The 22,560-nt window shown below is 69.9% G+C and carries 19 protein-coding genes and 1 riboswitch; of the genes, 7 read left to right on the top strand and 12 right to left on the bottom strand.

Annotated elements, in window-relative coordinates; genetic code table 11:
• Positions 1–136: 136 nt before the first annotated feature.
• The 4 genes from CV755_RS28865 to CV755_RS28850 all read right to left on the bottom strand — a co-directional run bounded on the left by CV755_RS28865 (position 137) and on the right by CV755_RS28850 (position 4,806).
• Positions 137–1,621 (bottom strand): glycoside hydrolase family 3 protein, encoded by a 1,485-nt coding sequence (locus CV755_RS28865; protein ID WP_109283183.1) that lies wholly within the window; start codon positions 1,619–1,621, stop codon positions 137–139.
• Positions 1,622–1,631: 10 nt separating this feature from the next.
• A complete protein-coding gene (locus CV755_RS28860; RefSeq protein WP_109283182.1) occupies positions 1,632–2,462 on the bottom strand; it encodes a carbohydrate ABC transporter permease in 831 nt (276 codons plus the stop codon).
• Entirely contained in the window at positions 2,459–3,436 is a 978-nt protein-coding gene (locus CV755_RS28855) for a carbohydrate ABC transporter permease (protein ID WP_109283181.1), read from the bottom strand. Before CV755_RS28855 ends, CV755_RS28860 begins: the two co-directional genes overlap by 4 nt.
• A 95-nt stretch (positions 3,437–3,531) precedes the next feature.
• Positions 3,532–4,806 carry an extracellular solute-binding protein gene (locus CV755_RS28850; protein WP_109283591.1) on the bottom strand — a complete coding sequence of 425 codons (1,275 nt, stop codon included), beginning with the start codon at positions 4,804–4,806 and terminating at the stop codon, positions 3,532–3,534.
• A gap of 245 nt (positions 4,807–5,051) precedes the next feature.
• Between CV755_RS28850 and CV755_RS28845 the strand changes: the two genes are divergently transcribed.
• A complete protein-coding gene (locus CV755_RS28845; protein ID WP_109283180.1) occupies positions 5,052–5,819 on the top strand; it encodes a GntR family transcriptional regulator in 768 nt (255 codons plus the stop codon).
• Between the two features lie 187 nt (positions 5,820–6,006).
• On the opposite strand, the gene CV755_RS28840 is transcribed toward CV755_RS28845, so the two are convergent.
• The 4 genes from CV755_RS28840 to CV755_RS28825 form a co-directional block, all read right to left on the bottom strand.
• Positions 6,007–6,282, bottom strand: a complete 276-nt coding sequence (locus tag CV755_RS28840; RefSeq protein WP_338323714.1) for a GNAT family N-acetyltransferase — start codon at positions 6,280–6,282, stop codon at positions 6,007–6,009.
• Between the two features lie 222 nt (positions 6,283–6,504).
• Positions 6,505–7,377, bottom strand: a complete 873-nt coding sequence (locus CV755_RS28835) for a hypothetical protein (RefSeq protein ID WP_109283179.1) — start codon at positions 7,375–7,377, stop codon at positions 6,505–6,507.
• Positions 7,378–7,464: 87 nt separating this feature from the next.
• Complete coding sequence (locus CV755_RS28830) at positions 7,465–8,310, bottom strand: helix-turn-helix domain-containing protein (protein WP_109283178.1); 846 nt, start codon at positions 8,308–8,310, stop codon at positions 7,465–7,467.
• The gene (locus CV755_RS28825) at positions 8,307–9,059 is read right to left on the bottom strand and encodes a DUF6879 family protein (RefSeq protein WP_109283177.1); all 753 of its coding nucleotides are present in this window, start codon (positions 9,057–9,059) and stop codon (positions 8,307–8,309) included. Before CV755_RS28825 ends, CV755_RS28830 begins: the two co-directional genes overlap by 4 nt.
• 315 nt (positions 9,060–9,374) lie before the next feature.
• Between CV755_RS28825 and CV755_RS28820 the strand changes: the two genes are divergently transcribed.
• From CV755_RS28820 to mctP, 3 genes are all read left to right on the top strand, one after another.
• Entirely contained in the window at positions 9,375–10,310 is a 936-nt protein-coding gene (locus CV755_RS28820; RefSeq protein ID WP_109283176.1) for a hypothetical protein, read from the top strand.
• A gap of 126 nt (positions 10,311–10,436) precedes the next feature.
• Positions 10,437–10,694: a DUF3311 domain-containing protein gene (locus tag CV755_RS28815; RefSeq protein ID WP_109283175.1), complete on the top strand. Its 258-nt coding sequence runs from the start codon at positions 10,437–10,439 to the stop codon at positions 10,692–10,694.
• Positions 10,691–12,325: a monocarboxylate uptake permease MctP gene (gene mctP, locus CV755_RS28810; protein ID WP_109283174.1), complete on the top strand. Its 1,635-nt coding sequence runs from the start codon at positions 10,691–10,693 to the stop codon at positions 12,323–12,325. Before CV755_RS28815 ends, mctP begins: the two co-directional genes overlap by 4 nt.
• Positions 12,326–12,337: 12 nt before the next feature.
• On the opposite strand, the gene CV755_RS28805 is transcribed toward mctP, so the two are convergent.
• Both CV755_RS28805 and CV755_RS28800 read right to left on the bottom strand, forming a co-directional pair.
• Entirely contained in the window at positions 12,338–13,552 is a 1,215-nt protein-coding gene (locus CV755_RS28805) for a beta-ketoacyl-[acyl-carrier-protein] synthase family protein (protein ID WP_109283173.1), read from the bottom strand.
• Between the two features lie 352 nt (positions 13,553–13,904).
• Positions 13,905–16,169 (bottom strand): MMPL family transporter, encoded by a 2,265-nt coding sequence (locus CV755_RS28800; RefSeq protein ID WP_241561490.1) that lies wholly within the window; start codon positions 16,167–16,169, stop codon positions 13,905–13,907.
• A 228-nt stretch (positions 16,170–16,397) separates the two neighbouring features.
• A riboswitch (adenosylcobalamin-variant (AdoCbl-variant) riboswitch) is annotated at positions 16,398–16,495 on the top strand.
• A gap of 169 nt (positions 16,496–16,664) precedes the next feature.
• Here CV755_RS28800 and CV755_RS28795 point away from each other — a divergent pair.
• The 3 genes from CV755_RS28795 (at position 16,665) to CV755_RS28785 (ending at position 20,570) form a co-directional block, all read left to right on the top strand.
• Positions 16,665–19,049, top strand: coding sequence for a ribonucleoside-diphosphate reductase subunit alpha (locus CV755_RS28795; protein ID WP_109283171.1), 2,385 nt, complete (start codon positions 16,665–16,667; stop codon positions 19,047–19,049).
• Positions 19,049–20,122: a ribonucleotide-diphosphate reductase subunit beta gene (locus tag CV755_RS28790; protein WP_193553493.1), complete on the top strand. Its 1,074-nt coding sequence runs from the start codon at positions 19,049–19,051 to the stop codon at positions 20,120–20,122. Before CV755_RS28795 ends, CV755_RS28790 begins: the two co-directional genes overlap by 1 nt.
• Before the next feature lie 97 nt (positions 20,123–20,219).
• Positions 20,220–20,570 carry a YciI family protein gene (locus CV755_RS28785; RefSeq protein ID WP_109283170.1) on the top strand — a complete coding sequence of 117 codons (351 nt, stop codon included), beginning with the start codon at positions 20,220–20,222 and terminating at the stop codon, positions 20,568–20,570.
• A gap of 27 nt (positions 20,571–20,597) precedes the next feature.
• Here CV755_RS28785 and def read toward each other — a convergent pair whose 3' ends face one another.
• Both def and CV755_RS28775 read right to left on the bottom strand, forming a co-directional pair.
• Complete coding sequence (gene def, locus CV755_RS28780; RefSeq protein ID WP_109283169.1) at positions 20,598–21,227, bottom strand: peptide deformylase; 630 nt, start codon at positions 21,225–21,227, stop codon at positions 20,598–20,600.
• Positions 21,228–21,301: 74 nt separating this feature from the next.
• On the bottom strand, positions 21,302–22,288 hold the full coding sequence (locus CV755_RS28775) for a tetratricopeptide repeat protein (RefSeq protein ID WP_109283168.1): 987 nt from the start codon (positions 22,286–22,288) through the stop codon (positions 21,302–21,304).
• Positions 22,289–22,560 lie beyond the last annotated feature (272 nt).

Genomic DNA, 22,560 nt, shown 5'->3' with positions numbered 1-22,560 from the left:
CGTCGGCGCCGTTTCGGGGCACGCGCCACCCGTTACCCGGCGCGGAGTTGGGGGTGGGCTTCTACTGGGGTCATCTGTCGCGTGCGGGCCGTATTTGGCTGGTCGCGCAGTTCCCCGCGCCCCTGATGGGGCGCCCCTAACCGCCGGCGATCACCTCCGCGGCGGCGGTGCCGCAAACCCGGGCCGCGCCATGGGTGGCGATATGCAACGCCCCAGCAGGGGGCGCCTGGTTGAGCCCCATCTCCACCACGACCGTGTCCGGGCGGACGGCCAGCAGCTGGGCCAGGCCCTCGGCCATCCAGCGATGGCGGTGCGCGTCCCGCACCACGGCGACGACCCGCCGCTCCCCCGCCGCGGCCAGCACCCGCTCCACCCCGGCGTCCTCCGGGCCATGGGTGCCGGTCTCGGTGCCGGGCAGCAGCCGGGCCAGTTCGGCACCCACACCCCAGGGGGTCTCATCGCCGACCGCGATATTGGCCACCGGGGTGAAGGCCGCGACATAGGCGGGCGCGGTCAGCGGTGCCCAGTCCGCCGAGGCGGTGACCCGCAGCGCCCGCCGGGCCGCGACAAGGCCCACCTCGGGGGCGGGCGCCGTCCCCGCCGCGGCGCCCGCTCCCAAGGTCCAGCGGGCCAGGGCCCGTACCCGTGCCGCCGCGTCGGCCAGCCGTTCCTCCGCCAACTCCCCCTGGCGGACGGCCTGTACCAGGGCGTCCCGCAGCCGTAGCACGGTGTCCTCGTCGCACAGCCCGCCGCCGACACAGATGGCGTCCGCCCCGGCGGCGATGGCCAGCACGGTGCCCCGCTCCAGGCCATAGCCCTCGGCGATGGCCTTCATCTCGATGCCATCGGTGACGATCAGCCCGTCGAAGCCCAGCCCGCCCTCCTCGGCCGGGGCCCGCAGCAGGCCGTGCAGCACCGCCGGGCTGAGGGTGCCGGGCAGCCGGGGATCCAGCGCCGGTACCAGTACATGGGCGCTCATCACCGCCTTGGCCCCGGCCGCCACCGCCGCCCGGAACGGCACCAACTCCCGTTCCCGCAGCGTCTGGAGGTCCACCTCCACCCGGGGCAGGTCATGGTGCGAGTCCACCGCCGTGTCCCCGTGCCCGGGGAAGTGCTTGACGCAGGTGGCGACTCCGGATGACTGCATGCCCCGTACATAGGCCGCGGTGTGCCGGGCCACCAGCTCCGGGTCGGCGCCGAAGGAGCGTACGCCGATGACCGGGTTGTCCGGGTCGGAGTTGACGTCCGCGGAGGGCGCCCAGTTGAAGGTGACCCCGCACTCGGCCAGCCGGCGGCCCAGTTCGGCGGCGACGTCCCGGGTCAGCCCGGTGTCGTCCACGGTGCCCAGGGCCAGATTGCCCGGGAAGGAGGAGCCGGTGCGCACCTCCAGCCGGGTGACATCGCCGCCCTCCTCGTCGATGGCCACCAGCACATCCTCCCGCTCGGCCCGCAACCGCGCGGTGAGCTCGGTCAGTTGGGCGGCGGAGACGATATTGCGGCCGAACACCCCCACCGCGCCCAGCCCTTCGCCCAGCCGCCGCAGCAGCCAGTCGGGGGCGGTGGTGCCGGCGAAGCCGGGCTGGAGGACGGTCAGTGCGTCACGGTTGAGCTGGGAGTCCATGGAATGCGTACTAGCCCTTCACTGCGCCGGAGGTAAGGCCGCCGACTGCCTTGCGCTGGAGAACGATGAACAGGACGAGCACCGGAAGGGCGAACAGCGAGGACGCCGCCATGGTGGCCCCCCAGTCGTCGCCGAAGGCGGTGCGGAACCCGGTGATCCAGACCGGCAGGGTCTGGGCGCCCGGGTCCTTGTTGAGGATCAGTACATAGGGGTACTCGTTCCAGGTGGTGATGAAACCGAAGAGCGAGGTGGCCATCACCCCGGGCGCCAGCAGCGGGAAGATCACCCGGCGGAAGGCCTGGAAGCGGGTGCAGCCGTCCACCATGGCGGACTCCTCCAACTCCCTGGGCACCGCGGCCACATAGCCGCGCAGGGTGAGCACACTGAACGGCAGCACCATCACGGTGTAGACGGCGATCAGCGGGGTGAGGCTGTTGAGCAGGTCCGCATCGCGCACGATCATGTAGTAGGCCAGCGCCATGACCTCCCAGGGCGCCATCTGCGCCATCATCATCACCAGGATGAAGCTCTTGCGCCCCTTGAAACGCATCCGGGCGATGGCGAAGGAGGCCAGCAGGGCGATCACCAGGGACAGCGCCACCGCGGCCAGGGTGACGGTGAGCGAGTTGCCGACAAAGGTCCAGAACCCGTCGGCGTGCACGGCCCGTTGGAAGTGCTCCAGGGTGGGGCTGGTGGGGAACCAGACGGGTGTCTCGCTGACCACGTCCTTGTTGGCCTTGAAGGCGGTGGCGAACATCCAGTAGACGGGGAAGGCGAAGCCCAGCGAGAGCAGGACCGCCGTCACCCCCGGCCAGATCCGGCCGAGCACCGAGCGCCTCACAGTTCGTCCTCCTCCTGCTTGAGCACCAGCCGCAGGTAGTACGCGGTCATGGCCAGCAGCATCACTATGGTCAGGATGGAGATCGCCGCGCCCACCCCGAAGTGCTGGCTGCCCATGCCCTCCTGGAAGGCATAGACCGGCAGGGTCTCGGTGAGCCGGTCCGGGCCGCCCTCGTTGACGGCGAAGACCTGGGTGAACGCCTTGAAGATCCAGATGACTTCGAGGAAGGTGGTGGCCAGGAAGAACGGCTTGAGGAAGGGAAAGGTCACCGAGGTGAACCGGCGCCAGGCGGTGGCCCCGTCCAGCGCGGCCGCCTCATAGAGCTCCCTGGGGATGGTGGTGGTGGCCGCATAGAGGTTGACGGCCACAAAGGGCACCGACTGCCAGACGATCAGCACGGTGATCACAAAGAAGGTGGAGAGCTGTCCGCTGGTCCAGCTGTAGCCGTGCATGGAATGCCATCCCAGCTTGTCCAGCGCATAGTTGACCACGCCGAAGCGCTGGTCGAAGAGCCACTGGAAGACGGTGGTCGCGGCCACCACGGGCATCGCCCAGGCCAGCACCAGCGCCGCCGAGAGCAGCAGCCGCAGCTTGCTGCCCAGCCGGGCCAGCAGCAGGCCGATGGCACAGCCCAGCAGCATGATCAGCACCACATTGACGGCGGTGAACACCAGCGAGCGGGCGGCGACATGCCAGAACTCCGAACTGGTCAGCTGCTCCCGGTAGTTGTCGATGCCGGTCCACTCGGTGACATGCCGGATGAGCTGCCGGGGGTTGAGCGTCTGGAAGGACATCAGGCCGTTCTGCACCAGCGTCCAGCCCAGCACCCCCACGGTGAGCACGGCGGTGGGGAGGATCAGCAGATACGGGACGCCGGGGAGGGGCCTGCCGCGCGGGCTCTCCGGCGGCGGCGCACCGCCCTTGCCGTCCCCGGCGGCGGGCCGGACGGCCGCCTCTTCGGTCTGCGCTGACATCGTCGTCCGCCTTCTCCCCTGTCGAACGGTGCTGCGTTGGTGCATGGCCGGGCCGGGGACCCCTGCCGGTCCCCGGCCCGGAACCTTCTCTCAGGTCATGACTTCTGGCTGAGCCGCTTGTTGATCTCGCCCTCGACCTGCTTGGCCGCCTGCTCCGGCGAGGCGCCGCCGAGCACCGCGGTCATATAGGTCTTGATGGGGTTGGGGGCGTTCTCCACCGCGGCCCACTCGGGGATCAGCGGGGTGGTGCCGCCGCCCTTGGCGGCCGGGGCGCCCGCCGCACCGGCGGAGTTGGCCTGTACCTGGGAGAGCAGCGAGGACTTGTTGGGGATCAGCCCGGCCTCATGGGCCAGCGCGCCCTCGTTCTTGTCGGACAGCGCGATCTTCAGGAACTCCTTGGCCAGGGCCTGCTTTTTGCTGTTCTCGGCGATGGCCAGGTTGGAGCCGCCGAGGAAGACGCCCTCGGGCTTGTCGGCGCTTTCCCCCGGAATGGCGAAGTAGCCCAGGTCCTTTTCGATGGCCGGGTTGGCCTTGATGGCGGTCTGCGCCTCCCAGCCCATGCCGATAAAGGCGCCGGTCCTGCCCTTGGCGAAGACATCGGCCTGCTGCGGGGTGGCCTCGTCCTTGTCCTTGGGGGCCTTGCTGAACGCCTGGTACTGCTTGTAGATGTCCATGGCCTTGGCGACCTTGGGGTCGGCGAGGTTGGAGACGTACTTATTGCCGTCCTTCTTCACCAGGTCGGCACCGGTGCCAATGGTCAGCCCGTCGAAGAAGTACCAGTTCTGGCCGGGGAGGTAGAGCGGCTCCACGCCGTCCTGCTTGCCGATGGCCTGGAGGTCCTTGAAGAACTCGGCCCGGGTCCTGGGCACATCCTTGATGCCGGCGTCGGCCCAGATCTTCTTGTTGTAGATGACCACCCGGTTGGCGGCCCACCAGGGGGCGGCATACTGCTTGCCCTCGAACTCGGCGGATTTATTGAGGGATTCGGTCCAGTCCTGGCCGATCTCCTTCTTGAGACCGTCGAGTTCGGCCAGGCCGCCGGTCTGGGCGTAGGACGGGGTCTGGGTGTTGCCCACCTCGAAGACATCCGGCGGGCTGGACTCGGAGAGCGCCGTGGTCAGCTTCTGCTGGATGCCGTCCCACTTCTGGACCTGGATATTGAGCTTGGCGCCGGTCTTCTGCTCGAACTCGGCCTGTACGGACTTGGTCCAGCCGGCCGGGTTGGAGCCGTCCATAAACCAGACGGTCAGCGTCTTGCCCTTGCCGGAACCGGAATCGCCGTCCTTGTCGTCGCCGCCACTGGACCCACAGGCAGCAACACTCACCAACATGGCCACGACACCCGTCGCCGCTATGAGCCCACGCTTCACGGTCAGCACTCTCCTCAGAGACCGAAAGTGGTCTTTAATGGTTTAGACCAGTGCCCGCAGCTTGGCCTAGACCTTTTGGGGTGTCAAGGGTGTATAAGAGTCGCTGTCGGCTCCGTTACCGGACCGACACCTGAGGACGACCTGGGCGTCTCCGGTCCCCTCGGGCTCTGCCCGTGCCACCATGTGACCGCGATAAACGGAGGATGCCGGTGACGGCAGCAGGATCGGAGTCGGGAAGGCACCCCATGGCGAGCGAGGACGGTACGGACGCAAACGGCGGCCCGGGCAGCGCGACGCGGACCGCCCGCGTTCCCAAGTACTACCGCCTCAAACGCCACTTGCTTCAGATGACCGAAACCCTTCCGCCCGGCACCCCGGTACCGCCGGAGCGCAGCCTGGCCGCGGAGTTCGACACCTCCCGCACCACGGTGCGCCAGGCGTTGCAGGAACTGGTCGTGGAGGGGCGGCTGGAGCGGATCCAGGGCAAGGGCACCTTTGTCGCCAAGCCCAAGGTCTCCCAGGCGCTGCAACTGACCTCCTACACGGAGGACATGCGGGCCCAGGGCCTGGAACCCACCTCCCAGCTGCTGGACATCGGCTATGTCACCGCCGACGACCGGCTGGCCGGGCTGCTGGACATCGTCCCCGGGGGCAGGGTGCTGCGCATCGAGCGGCTGCGGCTGGCCAGCGGCGAGCCGATGGCCATCGAGACCACCCATCTGTCCGCCAAGCGCTTTCCGGCGCTGCGCCGCAACCTGGTCAAATACACCTCGCTCTACACCGCGCTGGCCGAGGTCTACGACGTACGGCCGGCGGAGGCCGAGGAGACCATCGAGACCTCCCTGGCCACCCCGCGCGAGGCCGGCCTGCTGGGCACGGACACCGGGCTGCCCATGCTGATGCTCTCCCGGCACTCCCTGGACGCGGAGGGCAAGCCAGTGGAGTGGGTCCGGTCGGTCTACCGGGGCGACCGCTATAAGTTCGTGGCCCGGCTGCGGCGGCCGGAGGGGTGAGTCCCCCCGGGCCGGGGAGGGGCAACTCCTCCTTGGGGCGGGGATGCCGAGGCTCTGGGTGCCTTCGAGGCCGCCGAGACGGTCCTGAAGCGCGCCCCGGGCGACTCCGCGGATTCGGGCGGGTCCTTGGAGGACGTGGCCCTGGGTGCGCCGCCGGGAGCTGGGAGATCCCGCCGCTGCCGGACGCTCAGCCGGCGCCGGGCAGCGTTCTGCGGAAGCACACCAGGTCCCGGCCCGGGCCGTCGTAATCGCTGTGCACCCACGCGCCGTTGACCTTTCGGTCTCCCGGCTCCACCGTGAAGCCCATCGCCTGGTGGAAGGCCACCGAACCGGTGTTGCGGGGCGAGGTGACCGCCCTTACCTCCCGTCGGCCGGCCGCTGCGGCCCGTTCGAAGAAGGCGGTGTACAGGGCCCGTCCCACGCCCTGGCCGCGCAACCGCGGGTCCACTCCCACGAAGTGGATATACGCCCGCTCGGCGTCGTCCGCCGAGTGGAAGCCGACCAGGAACGCCCCCGATCTCGCCGTCCCGCTCCAACACCAGGCTGGTGCCGGAGAAGAACTGGATGAACAGCCGGGGCAGCAACAGTGAGAGCTCGCAGGCCTGTTGGGGGGTGTAGGACCCCGGCCACCAGTGCCGCACCGCGGCCACCATCGTGGCGCGGCACCCCGAACGCCGTCGGAAGCCTACGTGTGCCGTACATCATCCCTGATGAGCATGCGTACGCGAGGTGGATCGCAGAGCCCGTTCTCGTTCTCGGGAGGGTCCAACAACCAATAGGCACCCGGTGGTTCCACCCGGTGTGGCGGCGGAACGGAGAGGTAGCCGAAGGGATGCTCCCGGCCCAGGCATTCCGTCCCGGGCGTGGCCCAGTGCTCGGCCGTGCCGGGTGGTACGAGCACGCTGTACCGGTCGTGCGACCGGGAGACGATCACCGCGCCGCCGATGCCCGCCGCGCGGAAGCGGCGCTCGATCGCCGCACGGTCTTTGATCCCGTGGATGCGTCCCTCAACCAGTTTGGCGGGCAGGTGAATCGCCTCGAAGGGGTTGCCCAGGCGGAGCGTTGCCGTCCGCCCTTGCGACCAGGCTTCCCGGGCCACGCCCGGGTGGGTCTCCCGGGATACCAGCCACCTCTCGGCCCCGGGCCTGACACGGGCCGCCGAGAGGGCTGCCCGCAACTGGCGTTGCGGAACCAGTAGTTCGGGGAGCCGTGGCCGTACCACCCAGTGCACGGCTTCCCGGTCCGCGTCCAGCGTGCCGTTGAGCACGACATAGCAACCCTCCCCCAGCGGTACGGTTCCCGGCTCGCACCACCGGTCAGCTGTGCCGGTCAGAACCAGGAAGTAGGTGCGCGGCCGGGGACCGAGCGGGTCGCGGGCGATGGGGCCGGTGTCGTCACCGGTGTTCCGTACGAGCTGCTCGGCGACGGCGATGCCGAGGGGGCCGTCGATGGCGATGGCGTCCCACCAGCGGCCGGCGGGGATGCTGTCGAGTACGCCGGGTTGCGGGAGCCAGTGGGGGCGAATGCGGCGGCCGTTGACGGCAGTCCTCAAGTCCATGCACAGGACGGTAAGGAGAGGTGTTTCCTGTCGGACGCAAGGTTTCGCCTTGTTTCTCAACTGCCGAGGCGTGTTTCGAGTGGTTGCTCAGGCCAGGTCCAGCGCCGCCCGGGCGCGGGCGATCAGGCGATGGGCCATTCGTCCGTACACCGCCGAGGTGTTCAACGTCTCCCACACCCGGCGGTAGAGGGCGATGTTCTCGGAGTCGTCCAGCCACAACTCGGCATGCCAGTCCTCGACGATGACCAGCCGCTCGTCATAGATCCAGAAGCCGTTGGCCGGCGGGATGCTCAAACGCGCACTGAACGGAACGATGCCGAGCGACAAGGTGTCCAGGCCCGCCGCCACGCCGCTGAGACGATCGAGTTGACCGGCCAGCACATCGGGCGGGCACACGCGTGCGTAGAGCGTGGCTTCCCCCATGACGATGCTGTAGCGCTTGCCCGGCTGATACAGCGCCTCCTGCCGCTTCACCCGGGCTCGTACCGCGTCGTCGATATCCCTGACCGACTGGTGAAGGTCGGTATACCCGGTAAAGATGTGGCGGGCGTACTCCGCGGTCTGAAGGATCCCCACCACCATCGCCGCCTCCCATGCGCGCATATGGGACGAGCGGTGGTATTCGACGGCCAATGCCTCCTGGACCGGCCGGTGTCCGGCAGTGAGCTGGCGGCGCCATGAGCGGTAGGAGGACTCCAGACCACGCAGTCGTCCCTGCAACTCATCAGCGACCTTGGAACGGCCGCAGCCCTGAGCCCATTTGGCGAGGTCGTCGGCCGTGGCCGTCTGCTTGCCGTTCTCCAGCTTCGAGATTTTGGATGGCGCCCAGCCGCAGCGGCCGGCCAGTTCTCGTACGGTCAGGCCCGCCTCGGTGCGTAGCTCACGCAGCCGCGCACCGAGGCCGATCCGGCCGCGCTGGAAATCGGTGGTCACCCAGTGGAAGCTACCCGAGCCGAGAAGGTCTTATGAGGGACGGCGTAGTGCCAGGCGGCATCGCGCACTTGGCAGTACCGCAGGACCTGGACCGGCTCCGTGATCAGCTCCACGCCGGTCATACGGTCGGCCTCGTCGAAGTGCAGGAGTGCCACTACCCGGGAGTCGAAGATCCAGAAGTCCTGGGCCGGCAGCTTCAGTCGCTCCGCTTCACCGCGCCAGAGGTTGCGGATCTCTTCGCCGACGGCAGAGTTCCGGCGCGCGCCATCGAGGAGGTAGAGCTGGCCTTGGGTGGGCGGGTTATCGACCACGCGTACACGCTCGAACCTCTTGCCCAGGGCGGACTGTTGGCGGCGGGATACGCACCAGGCGTCGTCCAGGTCGTAACCGGCGTCTTCGCCTCGGACGAACCGGCGGTAGGTCTCGGTCTCCTCGTCCGACCGATAGGCGCCCCGGGTCTCCAGCCGCCAAGCCGTGTGCTCGAACGTCTCAAACATTTCGTCGAACTCGTCGAAGCCGATGAGCACGGGCACTCGGGCCACCTCCTTGGGGCCGAAGTCAACGATCAGCTCTCGCGGCACCACCACAAAGCCTTCCCCGGCCTTGACGTTCTTGAGCTGGGCGATGTCGCCTGGGTCCCGGACCTCGTCACCCTGGACGAGGACTTCGCCCGTGTCCAGGTCCTCGTAGAGCGTGGGGCAGCCGTTGTTACCGGAGTTGGTGCCGATCATCCGCAGCCTGCGAGCCATGGGCAGTGCTCCTCTCGTACGCCTTGGGTGGAGCGCACACCGTAGCCAAGGGATCAAGAAACACATCAGCGCGTCTCAATGCGTACCTGCGTCAAAGAGCAGGGCGGCGTGATCCAAGGGGACGACACACCGGACCGTGCCATGCGTGGCGTTTCGGTGCCAACCTCCGTCACCCACAGGGGTGTTGCTTGCCCCAGGCGGACACCGTTCCGGCCCACCGGCGGGTTACGTTCGCCGAAACGAAGCGACCCCCAGCGCCGGATGCAGAGCCGGGCCAGGGGTCTACACGCACCATGAGTCAGGAGCTCTCAGCGCATGCTCAAGCATGTTATCGCCCCCGCCCGCTTCTTCACCCAGGTTTCAAACGATCTCATCCGTCATCCCCGCCTGGGATCGGACGCCGTTCGACTGCTGCTGTGGGTGCTGTCGCTGCCGGACACAACAGGACTGTCGCTGTCGGCGGCCGCCGCGCGGGCCGGGATTCGGAACGGTGGATTCCAGCGCGCCAAACGGGAGTTGGCGGCAGCGGGCTATGTGCATGAGTGGCGCCGCCAGGGAACGGGCGGGCGATGGACCACCGCTCAGCTGGTGTCGGGGGTGCCGCTGGACGCCGAGGAGGCGGTGGCGATCCGGGACGGGTTCGTACCGAGTGCCGGGAAACCGGTCGTCGGTGGACCGGCCCCCCGGCCGGTCGGTGGCTCCCCTACCAACACTGGGGAGAAGACTGACCACCCGCCCTCCCAGCCCTCCCGTGGCGCCGAGCCGCAACCAGCCCCGGAATCACATCCATTGGCCGAGCGGGGGGCGCTGGTGCTGGCCTCGCTCTCGCACCAGGACCGACGGCTGCGGCTGACCGGACGGGAGGTCGCCCGGCTGGCGCCGCTGGCGGGTGAGTGGCTGCTGCGCGGGGTCTCGGTGGCCGAGATGCGCGAGACACTGACCGCCGGGCTGCCGGAGCCGGTGCACTGTGCGGCGGCACTGCTGCGGGACCGGCTTGACCGGAAGATGCCCCAGGTGCCGCGGCTGCCGGAGATCGGACGGCAACCGTCCTCATCCAACGCGTGGTTGGAGCCGCGCGTCGGGCGCATGCGCGAGTGCCGGGGCGAGCGGCACATCCAGCCGCGGCTGTTCACCCCGCTGAACGGGGAGACGCTGTGCGGCGATTGCCGACAGGATCCGGCGGGACAGCAGGCGGCGGCGGAACGTGCGACGCGCGGGGCGGCGGCGGTGCGTGCGGCGCTGAGAGGGTGAGCGCGCCCCAAGGCCCGTATGACGTTGTCATACCGATATCCGGACAGGGGGTTACGCCCGGAGGCCCCCTCCCCTACATTGCCCGCACATTACGCAAGTGATCGCGCACGGGGGAGGAGCAGCCGCATGCCGGAACCATCTGAGGGCAGTCGCGGGCGAGTTGTACCGGTGGAGCTGGTACTGGCCGGGGTCTGTCTGGCCGTTCCCTTCGGGGCGATGCTGTGGGTCGGCTCCTATGCGCGGGTCGAGCCCAGGCTGGCGGGCGTTCCGTTCTTCTACTGGTACCAGATGCTCTGGGTGCTGATCTCCACCGGGCTGACGGCGGTGGCCTATGTGCTGGTGCGCAGGCACCAGCGGGCCCGTAAGGGGGGTGGGCGGTCATGAAGCACGGGGTGAACGCGGTCGCGCTGACGGTCTTCTGTCTGTTCTTTGTGGCGGTGACCGTGATGGGGTTCCTGGCCGCCCGGTGGCGGCGGGCGGAGAACGCCGAGAATCTGGATGAATGGGGGCTGGGCGGGCGGTCGTTCGGGACCTGGGTGACCTGGTTCCTGCTGGGCGGTGACCTGTACACCGCGTACACCTTTGTGGCCGTACCGGCGGCGATCTATGCGGGCGGGGCGGCCGGGTTCTTCGCGGTGCCGTACACCATCCTGTGCTACCCGCTGGTGTTCACCTTTCTGCCCCGGCTGTGGTCGGTTTCGCACCGGCACGGCTATGTGACCTCCTCGGACTTCGTCCGGGGACGGTTCGGCTCGCGGGGGCTGTCGCTGGCGCTGGCGCTGACCGGGCTGCTGGCGACGATGCCCTATATAGCGCTCCAACTGGTGGGCATCCAGGCGGTGCTGGATGTGATGGGCGTGGGCGGCGGCGAGCACGCCAACGGTTTCGTCAAGGACCTGCCGCTGCTGATCGCCTTCGGTGTGCTGGCCGCGTACACCTACTCCTCGGGGCTGCGGGCGCCGGCGCTGATCGCCTTCGTCAAGGACGCGCTGATCTATATCGTCATCGCGGTCGCGATCATCTATATCCCCATCCGGCTGGGCGGGTTCGACAGCATCTTCACCAAGGCGGGGCATGCCTTCGCGGCGGTGAACCAGGCCACCGGGAAGCCACGCGGCTCGCTGGTGACGACGGGGCCGGACGCACAGTGGACCTATGCCACGCTGGCGCTGGGTTCGGCGATGGCACTGTTCCTCTATCCGCACTCGGTGACGGCGGTGCTCTCCAGCCGCAGCCGGGAGGTGATCCGGCGCAACACCACCATTCTGCCGCTGTATTCGCTGATGCTGGGCATGCTGGCGATCCTGGGCTTTATGGCGGTGGCCGCCGGGGTGAAGGTGAAGAACGGGCAGCTGGCCATCCCGCAGCTGTTCGCCGATATGTTCCCGGACTGGTTCACCGGGGTGGCCTTCGCGGCCGTGGGCATCGGTGCGCTGGTGCCCGCCGCCATTATGTCCATCGCGGCGGCCAACCTCTTCACCCGCAATATCTACAAGGACTTCATCCGGCCGGACGCCACCCCGGAGCATGAGGCCAAGGTGTCCAAACTGGCCTCGCTGCTGGTGAAGGTGGGCGCCCTGGTGTTCGTGCTCACCATGGACAAGACGGTGGCCATCAACTTCCAGCTGCTGGGCGGCATCTGGGTGCTGCAGACCGTACCGGCCCTGGTGGGCGGGCTGTTCACCCGCTGGTTCCACCGCTGGGCCCTGCTGGCGGGCTGGGCGGCCGGCATGGGGTACGGAACCTGGCGGGCGTATGAGACACCCAGCGCCACCCAGGACCACTTCGGCAACACCAATGTGATCCCCTTCCTGGGCGAGAAGGGGTATATCGGGCTCACCGCCTTTGTGCTCAATCTGGTGGTGGCGGTGGTGCTGACCGTGGTGTTCCGGGCGCTGAAGGCCCCCGAAGGGGTGGACCAGACCTCGCCCGGGGACTACACGGCGGACGCGGGCGAGCCCGGGGTGCAGGTGGAGCTGCCGCCCGCCACGGCCGGGGCGCCGGGCGGGCATTGACCGATCGGACGGTCAACGGGTCAGTATCAGGCTGAGGTTGTGGCCGCCGAAGCCGAAGGAGTTGACCAGTCCGGCCGTCCAGGCCCCGGAGCGGTTCTCGCCGTGCACCACATCGAGGGCCACCCCGGGGTCGAGACGGTCCAGGTTGCGGGTGGCGGGCAGGGTGCCGCTGGCCATGGTCCGCAGGGCTGCGATGGCCGCCACCGCGCCGGAGGCGCCCAGCATATGGCCGGTCATGGACTTGGTGGCGGTGATGGCGGCGTGATCACCGATGGCCCGGGCCACCGCCTGGGCCTCGGCCAGGTCGCCGGATTCGGTGGAAGTGGCGTGGGCGTGGACGTGGTTGATGTCCGCCGGTGCCAACTGGGCCGAGCTCAGGGCCATCTGGATGGCCCTTACCTGCCCCTCCGGGTCGGAGGCGGTGATGTGCTGGGCGCTGGAGGTCAGGCCCGCGCCGGCCAGCGTGCCATGCGCCCGTGCGCCACGGGCCCGGGCGTGCTCGGCCCGTTCCAGGACCAGCACACCGGCGCCCTCGCCCATGACAAAGCCGCTGCGGTCCACATCGAAGGGCCGGGAGACCGCCTCGGGGTCGTCATGGCGGGTGGACAGCGCCTTCATCTGGGCGAACGCGCCCAGGGTGAAGGGGTGCAGACAGGTTTCGGCGCCACCGGCGACCACCACATCGGCCCGTCCGGCGCGGATCAGGTCCAGGCCCATGGCGATGGCCTCCGCGCCGGAGGCACAGGCGCTCACCGGCGTCCGGGCCCCGCCCAGCGCGCCGAGCTCCATACTGACCCAGGCGGCGGGGCCGTTGGGCATCAGCATGGGCACGGTGTGCGGGGAGAGGCGGCGGGTTCCGGAGCGCTCCATCACATCGTCCTGGCCCAGGGTGGTGAGCACTCCGCCGGTGCCGGTGCCGATGACCACGGCCAGCCGCTCGGGATCCGCCTCGGGGCGCCCGGCGTCCTGCCAGGCCTCCCGGGAGGCGATCAGCGCCACCTGCTCGCAGCGGTCCAGCTTGCGGGCCTGTACCCGGTCCAGCAACGGGGCGGGCTCCACGGCGAGTCCGGCCGCGATACGGACCGGGAGCTCCGCGGCCCAGTCCTCGGTCAGCGCGCGCACTCCGGACTTTCCGGCGAGCAGGGCGGACCAGGTGGATGCGGCGTCGGCGCCCAGGGGGGTTATCGCACCCATGCCGGTCACCAGTACGGCGGTGTCGTCGGCCATATCCGTCTCCTTTGGGATCAGTCCGGTATCAACAAGCCGCGGACGTCACGGCAACGGCCGGGCGATGAGGGCTCATTGGAGAGAGTGCCAGGTGTGGGGGTGTTTTGGGCCTTGGAAAGGTGACGGATTCACCGGCGGTGGACTGTGGGTAGCTTACAAAGCGCCGGGTGCCTCTTGCAGGGGCGCGGGGAACTGCGCGACCAGCCACGTACGGCCCGCATGTGAGACGAAACCGTTGGCGTGGGGCCGCCTTTCAACTGCGGGCCGCCTTGGGCTGGTCGCGCAGTTTCCCCGCGCCCCTGTAGGAACCCGGCCCGCGCCTGAAAGGCGACCCCGTGCAAACGGTCGTGCGTCACGTGCGGGCCGCACTGGGCTGGTCGCGCAGTTCCCCGCGCCCCTGGTGGGGCGCGCCGTTCCGTCGGGAGGCGGGCCACCAATTGGCGTGGCCTACCAGGGACATGACCGCCGGCACCAGCAACGCCCGTACCAGCGTGCAGTCCAGCAGCACCGCCACCGCCAGCCCGAAGCCGATCAGCTGGAGCATCACCAGGTCGCAGGCGGCCAGCGAGGCCATCACCACCGCGAAGACCAGCGCGGCGGAGGTGAACAGCCGCCCGGTGCGCTGGAGTCCGGTGGCCACCGCCAGCCGGGTGGGGGTGCCCCGGCGGTGCTCCTCCAGGATCCGGGAGAGCAGGAAGACCTCGTAGTCCATGGACAGCCCGAAGGCGGTGCAGAACATCACCGCCGGGATGACCACATCGGTGGTGGGCGGGCCGCGCAGCGGTCCGATCAGTGCCTCCAGCCGGCCCTGCTGGAAGACGGCGACGATGATGCCGAAGGTGGCCGCCAGGCTGAGCGCATTCAGCAGCACGGCCTTCACCGGCACCAGCACACTGCGGGTGTAGGCGAACAGCAGCACCAGGGTGGCGGCCACGGTGAGCAGTACGGCCAGCGGCATCGGACCCAGCAGCGCGTCCTCGGTGTCGGTGAGCCGGGCGCCGGGGCCGCCCACCAGGGCCGGGGCGGGGGCGGGTTCGGCCCGCAGCCGTTCGGTCAGCCGGCGGCCCTCGGGGGACAGCGCGGAGTCCGCTGCGGGGCGGACGCTCAGCCAGGTGCCGGCCGGGCCGGTGAAGGACGCCGCCCAGGGCCCGGCGGGGGCGGTGCGCAGCCCGTTCCGGTAGACGCCGGTGGCGGTGGTCACCTGGCGTACTCCGGGGAGCCGGGACAGCCGGGCCGCGTAGGCGTGGACCGCGGGCTCGTCGGGGGCGGAGCGCAGGGCCGGGCGGCTGTGGTCCGTTCCCGGGGGCAGGACATGGACGGCGGGCAGCACCACGCCGGCCGCGTCCTCGTCGTCGGCCGGGAACTCGGCCCGCAGCCGCTGGGAGGCGCGGGCCACCGGGGAGGAGGCGGGCAGGATGCGGTCGTCGTACATCCCGAACCGGGCCTGGGCGCCGGGCAGGGCCAGCAGGCCGAGCAGCAGCAGGGTGCCCAGGGCGACCAGCGCGGGCCGCCGGGTGACCCAGAGCGCCAGCCGGTACCAGCGGCCCTCGGCCACCGGCCGGCCGCTGCCCCGCCAACGGCGGAACAGGTCGAAGCGGTTGACCTGCGGCCCCAGCAGCACCAGCAGCGCGGGCAGCACCAGGAAGGCGCCGGCGGCCGAGCAGAGGGCGACCACCGCGCCGCCCAGCGCCAGGGAGCGGGTGAGCGGCAGCGGGAAGACGGTGAGCGCGCCCAGTGCGGCGGCGACCGTCACGGCGGAGAACACCACCGCCCGGCCGGCGGTGCGCATGGCCCGCCGGGCGGCGGTCACCGGCCGCGCCCCGCCGTGGAGTTCCTCGGTGAAGCGGCTGACGATCAGCAGGCAGTAGTCCACGGCGAGGCCGAAACCCAGGGCGGTGGCGATATTGAGGACGAACATGGAGACCGTCATCAGCTCGCTGAGCGCCCTTAGCAGCGCGGTGGTGGTGAGTACGGCGAAGGCGCCCACCGCCACCGGCAGCAGGGCGGCCACCAGGCTGCCGAAGACCCACAGCAGCACCAGCAGCACCAGGGGCGCCACGATCAGCTCGGCGATCATGGCGCCCCTGGTGCTGAGCCGTTCCATCTCGGAGAACAGTGCGGACTCCCCGGCCGGTGCGACGCTCAGCGCTCCGCCCGGCCTGGTCTCCCGGTCGGTCACCTCCTTGCTCACCGCGCGGACCGCGCTCTCGTCCCCGGCGAAGCGCACCGCCACCAGGGCGCTGTGCCCGTCCCGGCCGCGCAGTTCGGGCGTCTGCCGGGGCCAGTAGCCGCGTACCCACGACACGCGCGGGTCGGCGGTCAGCCGGGCGGTCAGCGCGCGCCCGGCGCGGTCCGCCTCCGGGGCGTCGATGGAACCCTTCGCGGTCGCCAACAACAGCAGCTGCGGCTGCCCGGCGTGGAAGCGGTCGGCGAGCAGGGTGTCCGCCCGGGTGGACTGGGCGTGGGCCGGGGTCCAGCCGCCGGGCGCCAGTCGTTCCCCGACTCCATGACCGCCCAGCCCGGCCGCCAGGGCCACCGCGGCGAGCAGCACCAGGCTGCAGAGGGCCCGGCGGCGGGTACCGTAGACGGTCTTTGCCAGGGAGAAGCGGAGGGGCATCACATGGGCGTCCTTCACGGGGTCGGACGGGGCCAGGAATTGCGCATTCCGTAGATTAATCACATTGCGTCAGTAAGCGAACACAAGCCTCGATCAGGGCGCGTCGGTCCCGGTCCCCGGGCGGCCTCAGCATGGCAATCAGGCCCAGCCCTGGGCGCACTATCACGATCCCGGCACTAGATGTGGGGGTGCCTCCGTCACCCGGCACTAGATGTATGCTCGTCTTCGCTGCCGCCGCAGGGGAATCCGGTGGAATTCCGGAACTGTCCCGCAACGGTGAATGTGTGCTCTTTTGACGCACCACCAGTCCGAGGACCTGCCGGCAGCACGCCCATGACCGAGCCCCCGGCCCGGCCTGGGCGTGGAATACGTCCGGGCCTCGCGGGTTGGGCCGAGGGACGCTGGTGTGGCGAACGCTCCGATGCGCTCGGGGCTGCCCTGGCGTGCCTTGCCGTCCTCCCGCCCGGCCCCCAGCCGAGCGAGGGAGAGCCACACGTGACCATCGCGCCCGCAGAACCGGCCTCAGTGTCAGCGGAAGCGTCCGGCGGTCCCGGGACCGCGCTGCTGCGCACCCTGACCGAACTGACCGCCGACCTGCCCGCCACGGACCCCGGGAAGGTGGCCGCCGCCGCGCTGCGTGGCCGGCACCCCGGCTCCGACGAGGCCGAGCTGCGCTCGCTGGCCACCGAGGCCGCCGCCGGGCTGATCGCCGAGGAGCCCGAGTACTCCCGGCTGGCCGCCCGGCTGCTCACCCTGGCCATCCGCGAGGAGGCCGCCGGACAGGGCGCCGTCTCCTTCTCCGCCTCGGTCGCCACCGGCCACCGCGAGGGCCTGATCGGCGACGAGACCGCCGAGTTCGTCACCACCCACGCGGAGCGCCTGGACGCGCTGGTGGAGGCGGCGCTGGCCGAGGGCGCCGACGACCGCTTCGGCTACTTCGGCCTGCGCACCCTGCACAGCCGCTATCTGCTGCGCCACCCCATCACCCGTCAGGTGATCGAGACCCCGCAGCACTTCCTGCTGCGGGTGGCCTGCGGCCTGGCCGAGGACCACACCGAGCGGGCGCTGGCCGATGTGGCCGAGCTCTACCGGCTCACCAGCACGCTCTCCTACCTGCCGTCCTCCCCCACGCTCTTCAACTCCGGCACCCGGCACCCGCAGATGTCCTCCTGCTATCTGCTGGACTCCCCGCTGGACGAGCTGGACTCCATCTACGAGCGCTACCACCAGGTGGCCCGGCTGTCCAAGCACGCCGGCGGCATCGGCCTGTCCTACTCCCGCATCCGCTCCCGCGGTTCGCTGATCCGGGGCACCAACGGCCACTCCAATGGCATCGTGCCCTTCCTGCGCACCCTGGACGCCTCGGTGGCGGCCGTCAACCAGGGCGGCCGGCGCAAGGGCGCGGCCTGTGTCTACCTGGAGACCTGGCACGCGGACATCGAGGAGTTCCTGGAGCTGCGGGACAACACGGGCGAGGAGGCCCGCCGCACCCACAACCTCAATATCGCGCACTGGATCCCGGACGAGTTCATGCGCCGGGTGGAGGCGGACGCCGACTGGTCGCTGTTCTCCCCGGTGGACACCCCGGACCTGGTGGACCTCTACGGCGCGGAGTTCGACGCCGCGTACCGCGCGTACGAGGCCGCGGGCAAGGCCGTCAAGACCATCCCGGCCCGGGTGCTCTACGCCCGGATGATGCGCACCCTGGCGCAGACCGGCAATGGCTGGATGACCTTCAAGGACGCCGCCAACCGCACCGCCAACCAGACGGCCGAGCCGGGCCGGGTCGTCCACTCCTCCAACCTCTGCACCGAGATCCTCGAGGTGACCGACGACGGGGAGACCGCCGTCTGCAACCTCGGCTCGGTCAACCTCGCCGCCCACCTGGGCGAGGACGGGGAGATGGACTGGGCGAAGCTGGACCGTACCGTCCGTACCGCGGTGACCTTCCTGGACCGCGTGGTGGACATCAACTTCTATCCGACCGAGCAGGCGGGCAACTCCAACTCCCGCTGGCGGCCGGTGGGTCTGGGCCTGATGGGCCTTCAGGATGTGTTCTTCCGGCTGCGGCTGCCCTTCGACTCCGCCGAGGCCAAGGAGCTGTCCACCCGGATCTCCGAGCGGATCATGCTGGCCGCGTACGAGGCCAGCGCCGACCTCGCCGAGCGGCACGGCCCGCACCCGGCCTGGTCCGCCACCCGCACCGCCCGCGGGGTGCTGCACCCGGACCACTACCCCAACGCGGTGCCCGCCTGGGCGGACCGCTGGGAGGCGCTGCGCGCCCGGATCGCCTCGGTCGGCATGCGCAACTCGCTGCTGCTGGCCATCGCCCCCACGGCCACCATCGCCTCCATCGCGGGCGTCTATGAGTGCATCGAGCCGCAGGTGTCCAACCTGTTCAAGCGCGAGACGCTCAGCGGGGAGTTCCTCCAGGTCAACACCTATCTGGTGGAGGACCTCAAGAAGCTGGGCGTCTGGGACCGGACGACCCGGGACGCCATGACGGACGCCAATGGCTCCATCCAGGAGATGAACTGGATCCCGCAGGAGGTGCGCGATCTGTACCGCACCGCCTGGGAGATCCCGCAGCGCTCGCTGATCGACATGGCCGCGGCCCGTACCCCGTACCTGGACCAGAGCCAGTCGCTCAACCTCTTCATGGCCTCGCCGACCATCGGCAAGCTCAGCTCGATGTACGCATACGCCTGGAAGCAGGGCATCAAGACCACGTACTACCTGCGCTCGCGCCCGGCCACCCGGATCGCCCGCGCGGCGTCCGGCTCGTCCGCCGCCACCGTCCCCGTCCAGCAGGCCGCGCCCGACGCGGACGCCATCGCCTGCTCCCTTGAGAACCCCGAGTCCTGCGAGGCCTGCCAGTAATGCCCAACCCGTCGCCCGACCACCACCCCTCATCGACGGCGCTTCGCGCCGACACCTCCTCGCCCGAACGCCCGAAGAACCTGCTCGACCCCGGCTTCGAGCTGACGCTGCGTCCGATGCGGTACCCGGACTTCTATGACCGCTACCGGGACGCGATCAAGAACACCTGGACCGTGGAGGAGGTCGATCTCCACTCCGACGTGGCCGACCTCGCCAAGCTCTCGCCGGGCGAGCAGCACATGATCGGACGGCTGGTGGCCTTCTTCGCCACCGGTGACTCCATCGTGGCCAACAACCTGGTGCTCACCCTCTACAAGCACATCAACTCCCCCGAGGCGCGGCTGTACTTGTCGCGGCAGCTCTTCGAGGAGGCGGTGCATGTCCAGTTCTATCTGACGCTGCTGGACACCTACCTCCCCGACCCGGAGGAGCGGGCGGCCGCCTTCGCCGCGGTGGAGAACATTCCCTCCATCCGGGACAAGGCTCAGTTCTGCTTCAAGTGGATGGACTCGGTCGAGAAGATCGACCGGCTGGAGACCAAGGCCGACCGCCGCCGTTTCCTGCTCAATCTGATCTGCTTCGCGGCCTGCATCGAGGGACTGTTCTTCTACGGTGCCTTCGCCTATGTCTACTGGTTCCGCAGCCGCGGTCTGCTGCACGGTCTGGCCACCGGCACCAACTGGGTGTTCCGCGACGAGACCATGCATATGAACTTCGCCTTCGAGGTGGTGGACACCGTCCGCCAGGAGGAGCCCGACCTCTTCGACGAGGAGCTCCAGCAGCAGGTCACCGACATGCTCAAGGAGGCCGTGGAGGCCGAGCTGCAGTTCGGCCGGGACCTGTGCGGCGAGGGCCTGCCGGGCATGAACACCGAGTCCATGCGCGAGTACCTCCAGTGCGTGGCCGACCAGCGGCTCCAGCGGCTGGGCTTCCCGGCCGTCTATGGCTCGGAGAACCCGTTCTCCTTTATGGAGCTGCAGAACGTCCAGGAGCTGACCAACTTCTTCGAGCGGCGGGCCTCGGCCTACCAGATCGCCGTTGAAGGCTCGGTCTCCTTCGACGACGAGTTCTGAGACGCGAAGCGGATAGGCGTGCGGCAGGACCGCCGGGTGGTGAATGCTGTCCGGCGGTCCTGCCGTTTTCTCATCGAGCAGAGAGGCGTATCCGCCGATGCGAGTGATGATGCTGGTCAAGGCGAACGAGGACTCGGAGGCCGGGGCGCTGCCGGGCAAGGAGGAGTTCGCGGAGATGGGCCGGTTCAACGATGAGCTGGCCAAGGCGGGGGTGCTGCTGGCGGCCGACGGGCTGCGGCCGTCCTCGGACGGGGCGCGGGTGGTGTTCGCCGGCGGCCGGCCGAGCGTGATCGCCGGTCCGTTCCCCGAGACGGAGGAACTGGTCGCCGGCTACTGGGTGATCGAGGTCGCGTCCATGGACGAGGCCAAGGACTGGGCGACCCGGATTCCCTTCCGGGAAGGGGTCGTTGAGCTGCGGCCCATCATGGAGGCCGCCGAGCTGGGGTGAGCCGGTGCCGGCTCACCCCCGGCGGGGTCAGTCGTTGGGAACGACCGGGTACCGCGGCGTGCCCTCCGCCATCTGCCGGAGCGCGTCCTTGCGGTCCCGCTTGGACAGGCGGTCGATGTAGAGCCGGCCGTAGAGGTGGTCGGTCTCGTGCTGGAGGCAGCGGGCGAAGTAGCCCGTGCCGCGCACCACGATCGGCTTGCCGTGCATGTCCTGGCCGCGTACCACCGCGTAGTCGGGGCGGGCCAGCTCCGCGTAGGCGGTGGGCACCGACAGACAGCCCTCGTTGGAGTCGTCCAGCACCCGCTGGTCGGCCGGGAGGTCGTCCAGCACCGGGTTGCAGACATGGCCGACATGCCGGACGCCCTCGTCATCCTGGCAGTCGTAGACGAAGACCTTGAGGTCCACACCGATCTGGTTGGCGGCCAGGCCGACGCCCTCCGCGGTGCGCTGGCTGGCGAACATGTCGTCGATCAGCCTGGCCAGTTCGTCGTCGAAGGCGGTGACGTCCTGGCACTCCCTGTGCAGCACCGGGTTGCCGTAGACGGTGATCGGACGGGATGTGCCCCGCTCCCGGTGCGCCCGCTCGCGCTCCTCCGCGTCCGTCACATCATCGATGAACTCTTCGTTCACCGACTGCTCGGTCTCTTGCTGCGCCATGGCCGCCGTATGCCTCTCTCACAACCCGAAAGCACTATCTTGCCCTGACAGGGTACGGGTGCCGCCCCGCGGCCTCAGCAGACCTCTTCCAGATCACGCCACTCACGGGTGTCGGGGCTGTCGGCGACCCAGCCGTCCAGCAGCCCGCGCACCAGCCCGGCGGGCGCCGCGATGCCGCACTCGCGCTCGGGCACCCACAGCAGGCCGGAGCCGGCGGTGCGGTGGCCCAGCGGGCCGGGGTGGCCGGGCTCGCTGTGGTCGTGCGGGTCCAGATGCTCGCCGTCGCCCTCGTCGCTGGGCATCCGGCTCTCCGAGCAGGTGCGGCACAGCAGCCGCACCGAGGAGGACCAGTCCTCGGCGGCGAAGCCCGCGTCGGCCGCCAGCCGCTCCAGGGCGTCCCGGTCCGACTCGGCGGCAGCCTCCAGCAGCACCACCCAGGTGGGCACCGGCGAGGGCGCCCATAGCTCGATCTCGTCGAAGACCGGGTAGGACGGGCCGGCCGCGGTCACCCGCTCGCCGTGCGGGACGCCGTCGTGCAGCACCACCTCGCCCCAGCGGCGGCCGGAGGAGGGCAGCGGGATGGAGAGCACCTCCATCCGCGCCGGGTCCAGTCTGCGGCCCCAGACCACCTCGGCCTCGCCCTCCGGGGAGAGCCGCACCGCAGCGCTGCCCAGCTCCATGCCCACCGGCTCACCGGCCGGGCTGCCCTCGCCGGGCACCTTCAGCCCGTACGCCTGCCAGGCGCGGCGGGCCAGCGGCCAGTCCTGCAGGGCGGTGGCGGCGATGCCCACATTCCACCAGTCGGGGGCGCCCGCCTCCCGGTCCAGCAGTGCCACGGCCCGCAGGCCGGCGGCGCGGGCCTGCTCCCAGTCATGCCGGAACTTGTGCAGCAGTGCCAGGTTGAACCATGACTCGGACAGCCATGGCTCCATGTCGGCGGCGCGCGTCAGCAGCGCGCCCGCGTCCTCGTACCGGCCGTCGCCGATCAGAGTGAAGGCGCGGTCGGTGGCCTGCCGCCAGGAGGCGGAAGGCCGGTGCCTTACCCTGCCGAAGATCCTCACGATGTCCGCCTGCTGATTCCTCGACGTTGTGCGTATGCCCACGCCGGATGGCCCTGGTGACGGATGCCGTCCTCCCCGACGGCCGTCCGCCACGCCTCATCTGTCACGACCCGGCCGGTGTGCCGGGCCGTCACCGCGGGGGGCGGTGCCCACCACGCCTCGTTGCCGATGACGGCGCCCACGACACCCCCCGATCCCGCATTCCCGTCTTGCTCTTCGTCACTACAGCTTCTCTTCGCATCCAACCATGCCCCTTCGGACGCCCGCTCATT

The sequence above is a fragment of the Streptomyces orinoci genome, from assembly GCF_003121295.1.
In the GTDB taxonomy this organism is placed as follows: Bacteria; Actinomycetota; Actinomycetes; order Streptomycetales; family Streptomycetaceae; genus Streptomyces; species Streptomyces orinoci.
This window is presented reverse-complemented; position numbering and strand designations above follow the sequence as displayed.